This window comes from Glycomyces dulcitolivorans (assembly GCF_003265355.1).
GTDB classification, from domain to species: Bacteria; Actinomycetota; Actinomycetes; order Mycobacteriales; family Micromonosporaceae; genus Glycomyces; species Glycomyces dulcitolivorans.
This window is the reverse complement of the sequence record NZ_QFRW01000228.1, coordinates 1-9,608: the sequence shown is the minus strand read 5'-3', so window position 1 is coordinate 9,608 and position 9,608 is coordinate 1. Positions and strand designations below refer to the sequence as shown.

General features: G+C 71.2%; 10 protein-coding genes. 4 read left to right on the top strand and 6 right to left on the bottom strand.

Features of this window, described 5'->3' with window-relative positions; translation table 11 throughout:
* Positions 1-35: 35 nt before the first annotated feature.
* The 3 genes from DI269_RS15520 to thyX form a co-directional block, all read right to left on the bottom strand.
* Complete coding sequence (locus DI269_RS15520; RefSeq protein ID WP_112137381.1) at positions 36-1,727, bottom strand: ribonuclease J; 1,692 nt, start codon at positions 1,725-1,727, stop codon at positions 36-38.
* Positions 1,727-2,620 carry a 4-hydroxy-tetrahydrodipicolinate synthase gene (gene dapA / locus DI269_RS15515; RefSeq protein WP_112137379.1) on the bottom strand — a complete coding sequence of 298 codons (894 nt, stop codon included), beginning with the start codon at positions 2,618-2,620 and terminating at the stop codon, positions 1,727-1,729. The genes DI269_RS15520 and dapA overlap by 1 nt, the downstream gene beginning before the upstream one ends.
* 156 nt (positions 2,621-2,776) lie before the next feature.
* A complete protein-coding gene (thyX, locus tag DI269_RS15510; RefSeq protein WP_112137376.1) occupies positions 2,777-3,529 on the bottom strand; it encodes an FAD-dependent thymidylate synthase in 753 nt (250 codons plus the stop codon).
* A gap of 206 nt (positions 3,530-3,735) precedes the next feature.
* Here thyX and DI269_RS15505 point away from each other — a divergent pair, with 206 nt between their 5' ends.
* Both DI269_RS15505 and DI269_RS15500 read left to right on the top strand, forming a co-directional pair.
* Positions 3,736-4,227: a hypothetical protein gene (locus tag DI269_RS15505; protein ID WP_112137374.1), complete on the top strand. Its 492-nt coding sequence runs from the start codon at positions 3,736-3,738 to the stop codon at positions 4,225-4,227.
* Positions 4,228-4,238: 11 nt separating this feature from the next.
* Positions 4,239-5,060 carry a DUF4097 family beta strand repeat-containing protein gene (locus DI269_RS15500; RefSeq protein WP_112137372.1) on the top strand — a complete coding sequence of 274 codons (822 nt, stop codon included), beginning with the start codon at positions 4,239-4,241 and terminating at the stop codon, positions 5,058-5,060.
* A gap of 108 nt (positions 5,061-5,168) precedes the next feature.
* Here DI269_RS15500 and DI269_RS15495 read toward each other — a convergent pair whose 3' ends face one another.
* Positions 5,169-5,678 carry a DUF2752 domain-containing protein gene (locus DI269_RS15495; RefSeq protein ID WP_157975014.1) on the bottom strand — a complete coding sequence of 170 codons (510 nt, stop codon included), beginning with the start codon at positions 5,676-5,678 and terminating at the stop codon, positions 5,169-5,171.
* 105 nt (positions 5,679-5,783) lie between these two features.
* Here DI269_RS15495 and DI269_RS15490 point away from each other — a divergent pair, with 105 nt between their 5' ends.
* The gene (locus tag DI269_RS15490; protein WP_157975013.1) at positions 5,784-6,467 is read left to right on the top strand and encodes an LppM family (lipo)protein; all 684 of its coding nucleotides are present in this window, start codon (positions 5,784-5,786) and stop codon (positions 6,465-6,467) included.
* A 125-nt stretch (positions 6,468-6,592) separates the two neighbouring features.
* On the top strand, positions 6,593-7,414 hold the full coding sequence (locus DI269_RS15485) for a hypothetical protein (protein WP_112137365.1): 822 nt from the start codon (positions 6,593-6,595) through the stop codon (positions 7,412-7,414).
* 36 nt (positions 7,415-7,450) lie between these two features.
* Here DI269_RS15485 and dapB read toward each other — a convergent pair whose 3' ends face one another.
* The gene (dapB, locus tag DI269_RS15480) at positions 7,451-8,185 is read right to left on the bottom strand and encodes a 4-hydroxy-tetrahydrodipicolinate reductase (RefSeq protein WP_112137363.1); all 735 of its coding nucleotides are present in this window, start codon (positions 8,183-8,185) and stop codon (positions 7,451-7,453) included.
* On the bottom strand, positions 8,182-9,480 hold the full coding sequence (locus DI269_RS15475) for a M16 family metallopeptidase (RefSeq protein WP_112137361.1): 1,299 nt from the start codon (positions 9,478-9,480) through the stop codon (positions 8,182-8,184). The genes dapB and DI269_RS15475 overlap by 4 nt, the downstream gene beginning before the upstream one ends.
* Between the last annotated feature and the right edge of the window lie 128 nt (positions 9,481-9,608).

Below are 9,608 nucleotides of genomic sequence, written 5' to 3'. Positions count from 1 at the left end.
GAAGGGCGCGGCCCCGCCGCATACACGAGCGTCGGTCAGACTTCGAGGACGTGCGGGACGATCATCGGGCGGCGGCGGTAGGTGTCGTTGACCCACTTGCCGACGGTGCGCCGGAGGATCTGCTGGAGCTGGTGCGGGTCGGTGATGCCGTCCTGGGCGGCGCGCTCCATGGCGTCGTCGATCAGGGGGAGGACGCCGTCGAAGGCCTTGGGGTCCTCGGAGAAGCCGCGGGCGGAGACGGTGGGGCCGCCGACGACCTTGCCGTTCTCGGAGTCGATGACGACGGTGGCGGCGATGAAGCCGCCGTCGCCGAGGACGCGGCGCTCGTTGAGGACCGGCTCGCCGACGTCGCCGACCGAGAGGCCGTCGACGTAGATGAGGTTGTTCGGGATGTGCCCGACGAGGCGGGCGCGGCCGTCGATGAGGTCGACGACGTCGCCGTTCTCGATGACGATGACCTGGTCGGCGGGGACGCCGGACTCGATGGCGAGCCGCGCGTGGGCCTGGAGGTGGCGGGCCTCGCCGTGGACCGGGATCATGTTGGACGGCTTGACGACGTTGAGGACGTACAGCAGCTCGCCCGCGGGGGCGTGGCCGGAGACGTGGACCTTCGCGACGTCCTTGTGGATGACCGTGGCGCCGGTGCGGGCCAGGCGGTTGATGACGCCGTACACGGCGGTCTCGTTGCCGGGCACCAGGGACGAGGCGAGGATGACCGTGTCGTCGGGCTCGACGGCGATGTGCCGGTGGTCGCCGGAGGCCATGCGGCCCAGGGCGCTCATCGGCTCGCCCTGGGAGCCGGTGGACATGTAGACGATCTCGTCCGAAGGCAGGCGCACCGCCTCGTCCATGCTCACCAGGAGCCCCTCGGGGACCTGCATGAGGCCGAGGTCGCGGGCGATCGCCATGTTGCGGACCATGGAGCGGCCCACGAAGGCGACCTTGCGGCCGTGCGCGTGCGAGGCGTCGAGGACCTGCTGCACGCGGTGCACGTGGCTGGCGAAGGACGCGACGATGATGCGGCCCTTGACGTCCTCGAAGAGCTTGTCGAGGACGGCGCCGATCTGGCGCTCGGAGGTCACGAAGCCGGGGATCTCGGCGTTCGTGGAGTCCGACAGCAGCAGGTCGACGCCCTGGTCGCCGAGGCGCGCGAAGCCGGCGAGGTCGGTGATGCGCCCGTCGAGCGGGAGCTGGTCCATCTTGAAGTCGCCGGTGTGGAGCACCAGGCCGGCCTCGGTGCGGATCGCGACGGCGAGCGCGTCCGGGATGGAGTGGTTGACGGCGAGGAACTCGCAGCCGAACGGGCCGAGCTGGAGCGTCTCGTTCTCGGCGACGACGATCCCGGCGGGCTTGATGCGGCGCTCGCGGAGCTTGGCCTCGACGAGGGCGACCGAGAAGCGGGAGCCGACGACGGGGATGTCGTTCTTGTGCTCCAGCAGGAACGGGATCGCGCCGATGTGGTCCTCGTGGCCGTGGGTGACGACGATGGCCTCGATGTCGTCGAGGCGGTCGAGGATCGGCGTGAAGTCGGGGAGGATCAGGTCGACGCCGGGCTGGTCGACGTCGGGGAAGAGCACCCCGCAGTCGACGATGAGCAGGCGGCCCTCGTATTCGAAGAGGGTCATGTTGCGGCCGATGGCGCCGAGGCCGCCGAGCGGGATCACCCGCAGGGCGCCGTCGGGGAGGGCGCCGGGCTCGCCGAGGTTCTTGGGACGGGTCAGGCCCATCAGGCCTCCTTCAGGTCGGCGAGTCGGGCGGCGATGAGGGCGGTGAGGTCGGCGTCGGCGGGGAGCAGCGGCAGGCGCGGCTCCCCGGCGGGCAGGCCCGCGGAGACGAGGCCGGACTTGACGGCGACGAGGCCCGGCCCCTGGCCCATGAGGGCGCAGACGGCGGGGAGGATCGCGTCGTTGATCCGGGACGCCTCGGCGGTGTCGCCGTCGTCGAAGGCGTCGAACATGGCGTTGATCTGGCGGCCGAGCAGGTGGGCGACGACGGAGACGACGCCGACCTGGCCGGTGGCGTACGCGGCGAGGTTGAGCTCGTCGACGCCGCAGTAGACGGCGAGGCCGGTGGCGACTCGGACGCGCTGGGCCTTGACGAGGTCGCTGGTGGCGTCCTTGACGGCGATGATCCGGTCGTGCTTCGCGAGGCGCTCGAAGGTGTCCTCGGCGATGCCGAGGACCGAGCGCGGCGGGATGTCGTAGAGCATCGCGGGCAGGTCGGTGGCGTCGGCGATGGCCTCGAAGTGGGCGGCGATGCCGGCCTGGGTGGGCTTGTTGTAGTAGGGGGTGACGAGGAGGAGCCCGTGCGCGCCGGCCTTCTCGGCGGCCTGCGCGAGGTGCACCGAGTGGCGGGTGTCGTAGGTCGAGGCGCCGGCGACGATGTGGGCGCGGTCGCCGACGGCGTCGACGACGGTCTCGATGACCTGGGCCTTCTCGGCGTCGGTGGTGGTGGGCGACTCGCCGGTGGTGCCGTTGACGACGAGGCCGTCGCAGCCCTGCTCGTCGACGAGGTGGCGGGCGAGGGCGGCGGTGCCGGGCACGTCGAGCTCCCCGGAGGGAGTGAACGGCGTGATCATGGCCGCGAGTGTTCGCCCGAAGGGGCGCGTTGCGTTGCGCATCTGCTTTCACCAATGCTGATTCCGGCGGCGGGGGCGCCTGCGCCCGGCCGCTCGTTCCGTTTAACTGTCTCAAGTTTCGTGCGCCCGCGGCCGGGAACCGGCCCCCGCGTTCGGAGCGGGGACCGTGGAGGGCCGCGGGCGGTGCGCCAGGCGGCTCTACCCCTCGGTCACGTAGGGGCTGGAGGCGACCTCGGTGCCGTCGTCGAGCTTCGTGATCTGGAAGTCGGCGAAGACGTTCGCGGCCTTGTCCTTGAGCTGCTTGAGGCATTCGACGGCCAGCGCCCGGATCTCGACGTCGGCGTGCTCGGAGGCGCGCATGGCGATGAAGTGCCGCCAGGCGCGGTAGTTGCCGGTCACGACGATGCGGGTCTCGGTGGCGTTGGGCAGTACCGATCGCGCCGCTTGGCGCGCCTGCTTTCGGCGCAGGGTGCCGTTCTTGACGTCGGCGAACTTCTTCTCCAGGCCTTCGAGGAGGTCGTCGTAGGCGCTCTGGGCGGCGTCGGCCGCGGCGAGGAAGCGCTCGTGGAGCTCGGGGTCGGAGGCGATCACTTCGGGCTCGACCATGTGCGCGTCGCGCTCGGGGACGTAGCGCTGCGACAGCTGGGAGTAGGAGAAGTGGCGGTGGCGGATCAGCTCGTGGGTCAGGGAGCGGGAGATGCCGCTGAGGTAGAAGCTGACGGTGCCGTGTTCGAGGACCGAGAGGTGGCCGACTTGGAGGATGTGGTCGAGGTACCCGGCATTGGTGGCGGTCTTGGGGTTGGGCTTGGTCCAGGACTGGTAGCAGGCGCGGCCGGCGAATTCGGCGAGGGCTTGGCCGCCGTCGGCGTCGGTGTCCCAGGGGACGTCGTCCGGCGCTTCGAAGTGCGTCCAGGCGATGAGTCGGACGTCCATCGGTACGATCTCGGGCATTCCCCGCTCCCCCTCGTTTCGTGTTCGGTGCCTGTTAGTGCTGGTTCTCGACTCCCTGAGGGTACTCGGCGGGCGAGTGTGTCCCTGCACGCGCCCGGCTACGCGAGCGGAGCGCGTGTTCTTGATGGGGCACGCGTGGCGGGCCGCCGCACCCCGGCTCCAGCGCGCCGCTTGACAGACGTCAGAAATGATGTCATCATGGTGTCATGGACTTGACGCCGTATATCGAATCGCTCCGCCGGAGCCTCACCGCCGCCGCCGCGCCGGGCGGGGAGGAAGCCGCGCGGACCGCGGAACTGCTGTCGGAAGCGCTCGACGCCGGTGCGCGCCTGGCGCTCATGGAGGCCCTCTCCGAGGCCGCCGCCGAGATCACCGCCGGGCTCGACCAGGCCGGATCCTCGGCGTCGGTCGATCTGCGGGTGCGCGGCAAGGAGGTCGACCTGCGCGTCAGCGGCGGCGAGACCGCCGAGGCCGCGCCGCCGCCGGCGCCGCCCGTGGACGACGACGTCGCCCGCATCACGCTGCGCCTGCCGGAGTCGCTCAAGGAGGACGTCGAGCGCGTCGCCTCCAAGGACGGCGCCTCGGTCAACGCCTGGCTGGTGCGCGCGATCAACAACGCGGTCCACGCCTCGCGCACCTCGGGCCAGCCCGCCGGCGCGAAGTACAGCCAGCGCATCACCGGCTACGCCCGGGCTTAGGAGCACCCAGCATGAACGAGTACACCGAATTCACCCACGACGGGCCCGTCACGGCGGCGATCACGCTGGCCGACGGCTCGGTCACCGTCACCGCCCACGAGCTGGACACGGTCCTGGTGGAGATCAAGCCGGCGCAGCGCCGGGCCGAGAGCGACTCGGACGCGGCCGACCTCGCGAGCGTGTCGTTCGAGAACGGCCACCTGCGCGTGGTCGCTCCCGACAAGCCGCAGAACTGGTTCTTCCGCAAGGAGATCGGGGTGCACCTGTCGGTGAAGCTCCCGGTCCGCTCGGAGGTGTCGGTCAAGACGACGTCGGCGCCGATCAGCCTCCACGGCAAGCTCGGCTCGGTCTCGATCAACACGGTCGCCGGGTCGGCGACCGTGGAGAGCGCGACGAGCGTGAAGGCGAACACCGTGTCGGGTTCGATCAGCGTCATCGACGCGACCGAGGACTTCCGCGCGAACACCGCGTCGGGCCAGGTCAAGGCCGACCACGTCGGCGGGGACTTCTCCGCGAAGACGGTGGCGGGCTCGATCACGGCCGAGCGGCTCGACGCGAACGCGAACGTGAACACCCTGTCGGGCGGCATCGAGCTCGGGGCGCTGCGCTCCGGTTCGGTGAAGGCGAACACGGTCTCGGGGCGCATCAGCCTCGGCGTGGTCCCGGGCACCGACATCTGGGTGGACCTGGACGCGAAGGCGGGCTCGGTGACCTCCGAGCTGGCCACCGGCGACACCTCGCCGGCGCCGTCGAGCGACGGGACGAGCCTGGAGGTGCGGGCGCGGTCGGTGTCGGGCGACATCTACCTGCACCGCGCCAGCGCGTTCGCCTAAGACTTCGATTCAACACCCACTGGTCGGCCCGGTCACTCCGGCGCAGCTTGCAAGCCGAGCATGTGCGCAGGAGCGGCCGGGCCGCTTCGCGTTCGGCGGCAAGGGGTTCTAGACGTAGAAGAACGCGAACGGCTCCCACGGGAGGTTCCGCAGGATCGTGAAGGCGCCCCAGGCGGAGAGGAAGACGGTGAGGAGGCCGGGGGTGAGGTGGAAGGTGGGGAGCCGCCAGGTGCGCTTGGGGAAGAGACGCGGGAGGGCCCAGGAGAGGTACATCCAGGCGATGAACGGGGCGGCGAAGACGGCCATGACGTGGTGGCGGGCGGCTTCGGGCAGGTTGAAGGTGAGCACGTAGTAGAACGCGCGGGTCCCGCCGCAGCCGGGGCAGTCGAAGCCGGTGGCGAGTTTGAACAGGCAGCTGGTGGGGCCGGTGTCGTCGGTGGGGTTCATGGCGACCACGCCGGCGGCCGCGGCGGCGAAGCAGGTGAGGATCGCGAGCGGGGCGAACCAGGGCCGCACGACGGCGTCGGTCACCCAGCGCTTCACGGGGTTCCCGCGCCTGCGGGGCGCCGGCCCGGGGTCCGGCCGCGACTCCAGGGTCGCCTCATCGACTGCGCACACAAGCCCTCCTCTTCGAACAGACTAGCGTCAGCGCTCCATTGCGAAACGCCCCGTGCTTCGGGCGAAAGCGCTGATTCGTCCGATTCTCGGGCTTAGGCTCGCTTCATGCTGGGTGTACATGCTCGCCGGGTGCTCACGGGCGCGGCCGCGGTCGGATTGGTTGTCGCGGCCTCCGGGTGCGTGCGGCTGGACCTGGGGCTGGAGGTGCGGCCCGACGACACGGTCGGCGGGGAGTTCACCGCGGCGTGGAGCAGGGACTTCCTGGAGCAGGCGCAGGACGAGGGCTTGGACCGGGACGAGCTGGACGCGTTCCTGGACGCGCTGCTCGACGGCGTGCCCGGCACCGAGCGGACCCTCTACGACGAGGACGGCTTCGAGGGCCAGACCGCGACGTTCACCGACCGCCCGCTCTCGGACTTCGCCGAGTTCGGCGGCGACGAGTGGGGCTACCTGCGCATCAGCCACGAGGACCGCGAGTACGGGCTCGAAGGGTACTGGGACCTGCGCGCGGCCGGGTTCATCGACCCGGAGGCGTTCGAGGACGCCGAGATCCTCATCAGCGTGAACTTCCCCGCGACGGTCACCGACCACAACGGGGAGCTCGACGGGCGCACCGTGACCTGGACGATGACCCCCGGCGAGGACTACGAGCTGCGGGCCACCGCCGTCGAGCGCAACGGCTGGGCGTTCGCCGCCGCCGGGGTCGCGTTCCTGGTCGTGGTGGTCGCTCTGCTGTGGCTGTGGCAGTGGCGGGCGCTGCGCCGGCACTCCACGGGAACGGCTCGCTGACCCCCGTTACTTCGCGCACAAACCGTAGTCGCCGCGTGCACGGCCCGTATCCTGGAAAACCTTTGGCGATCACGGGGCGGTGACGCACGCACGCGCACCGGAAGTCGCCGAAGGAAGGGGGACGGGTGACTCAGTACCAATCGAAGAGCAAGGGCCACAAGGACAAGGACCCGAGCCTCGAACTGAGCATCGGACAGGTGCTGGCGGCCGCCGGCGCGACCGTCCTCGGCGCGGTCCTCGCGAAACTGCTGAACCTGTGGGGCACGATCCCCGGAACGGCGTTCCTCAGCGTCTTCTCGGCGATCGGCTCGGTGCTCATCCTCCGGGCGATCCGCCGCACCGGCGACCGCGTCAAGGCCCAGATCCAGGCGATGGCCCCGAAGGGCACGGCCAAGGGCACGGCCGTCACGGTCGAGTTCGAGCCCGAGGGCGAGCCGGGCGGCGTGAAGGCCACCGCGAGGATCCCCGAGGTCGCCGCCGCGGCCGAAGACGCCTCCGGCGACGAGCCCACGACCGAGATCCCCGCCCCCGAACCCGAGACCCACATCGCGAAGTCCGCGTCCCGCAAGCGGACCCTGCTGGCGATCCTCGTCTCCAGCGTCCTCGTCTTCGGCCTCACCATCGGCACCCTCTACCTGGTCGGCGCCCTCACCGGCGACCCGGACCGGCTCATCAACGCCGACCCCGACACGACCACCACGGTGATCATCGAGAGCCCCTCGGACGACGGCACGACCGCCGAGGAGGCGCCGAGCGAGTCGGCCACCCCGAGCGAGTCCGCGTCCGAGACGCCCAGCGAGAGCGCCTCCGCCAGCGAATCGCCGTCCGCCGAGGAGACCCCGAGCGAGTCGACCTCGACCGACACCGGGCAGGGCGGGTCCGAGGAGACCCCGACCCCCGAGTCGCAGGACGGGACGCCGACCGCCGAAAGCACGACCGCCGGCTGACCCCGAAGGGCCAACCGGCGGTGAGCAGAGAAATATCTAATCGAGCAGGTCGTCGATGCCCACGGTCAAGCCGGGGCGCTTGACGACCTCGCGGATCGCCAGCAGCACGCCCGGCATGAACGACTCCCGGTCGAGCGAGTCGTGCGAGATGGTGAACCGCTCGCCGGGGCCGCCGAAGCGGACCTCCTGGCTCGCGACGTACCCGGCCGAGCGGACCGCGTGGATGTGGACGCCGTCGACGTCCGCGCCGCGCGCGCCCTGCGGGTCGGTCTCGGTCGCGTCCGGCATCCCGTCGAGCCCGGCGTCGGCGCGCGCCGCGGCGATGAGCCGCGCCGTGTGCACCGCCGTGCCCGAAGGCGCGTCCACCTTGCGCGGGTGGTGCGCCTCGATGATCTCCGCGGAGTCGAAGTGCTTGGCGGCCTTGGCCGCGAACTGCATCATCAGGACCGCGCCGATCCCGAAGTTCGGGGCGATGACCGACCCGACCTCGGGGTCCGCGGCGAGGACGTCGCGGGCGGCGTCCAGGCGCTTCGCGTCGAACCCGGAGACGCCGACCACGGTGTGGATGCCGCGCTCGGTGCACCAGGCCAGGTTGTCCATGACGACGCCCGGCAGCGTGAAGTCCACGACCACGTCGACACCGGCGACCTTGTCCAGGGGCTCGTCGCGGCCCACGGTCGCGACGAGTTCCATGTCGTCGGCGGCGTCGACCGCCTCGCACGTCGCCCGGCCCATGCGGCCCCGGGCGCCGAGCACCCCCACCTTGATCATCGGAAGTCCTTCTGGTCGAACGGCCCCACGGCCGCGGTCGTCATCGGCTGCGACAGGATCTCCGCGGCCACCGACCGGATCTGCTCGGACGTGACCGCCTCGATGTCGGCCAGCTCCCGCTCCAGGCTCAGGTGCTCGCCGTACAGCAGCTCGGCCCGGCCCAGCGCGTTCATGCGCGAACCGGAGTCCTCCATGGACAGCACCATGCCGCCGCGGCTCATGCCCTTGCCGCGCCGCAGCTCCTCGTCGGTGATCCCCTCCGAGGCGATCCGCTCCAGCTCGGCGTCGACGAGCTCGCGGACCTGGTGGACCTTGTCCGGGTTGGACCCGGCGTAGACGCCGAACATGCCCGTGTCCGCGAAGTACGACGTGAACGAGTACACCGTGTACGCCAGGCCGCGCTTCTCGCGCACCGACTGGAACAGCCGCGAGGACATGCCGCCGCCGAGGACGTTGTTGAGGACCTCGAAGGCGTCCTTGCGGGGGTCGTGCCGCGAGAACGTGCGGCAGCCGACCACCAGGTGCGCCTGCTCGGTGTCGTGGCGCTCCACCAGGAGCCGCCGCGGCGCCGGCAGGACCGCCTCGTCGTGGCGCCGCTGGCGCGGGACGTCCGTGCCGCCCAGCAGCGGCCGGAAGGCCTCCTGCACGAGCTTCACGGTCTCGCCGTGGTCGACCCCGCCCGCCGCGCACACCGTCAGGTTCGGGGCCCGGTAGTGCTGCCGGTAGAAGTCGTTGATCTGCGCCCTCGTCAACGCGCGCACCGTCTTCGGGTCGCCCGCGATGTCGCGCCCGAGCGCGCCGGAGCCGAACAGCGCCTGCGAGAACAGCTCGTGGACCACGTCGGACGGCTCGTCCTGGGACGCGGCGATCTCCTCCAGGATCACGTCGCGCTCGACCTCCACGTCGGCGGGGGTCACCAGCGAGGAGCACATGGCGTCGCCGAGGACGTCGACGGCCATCGGCAGGTCGTCGTCGAGCACCCGCGCGTAGAAGCAGGTCAGCTCCCGCGCGGTGTACGCGTTCGACTCACCGCCGACGGACTCGATCACCTCGGCGATCTCCGTGGCCGTGCGCTTCGCGGTGCCCTTGAACAGCAAGTGCTCCAGGAAGTGCGAGACGCCGGCGAGCTCGGGGGCCTCGTCGCGGGCCCCCACCCCGACCCACACGCCGACCGAGGCCGAGCGCATGGTGGGGACGGTTTCGGTCAGCACACGCAAACCGCCGGGCAGCACGGTCAGTTTGACCGTGCCGCCCAGCGGATCGTCAATGAGCGTGCGAGTCAGGGGACGACTCATCTACTCTTCCGAGCCTCCGGCATCGTCAGTGCGGCGGGTGCGGCGGCGACGGCGCTCGCCGTCGCGGTCCCCGCCCTCGCTGCGCTCGCCCGAACGCTCGGGAGCGCGCTCGCGGCGCTCGCCGCCAC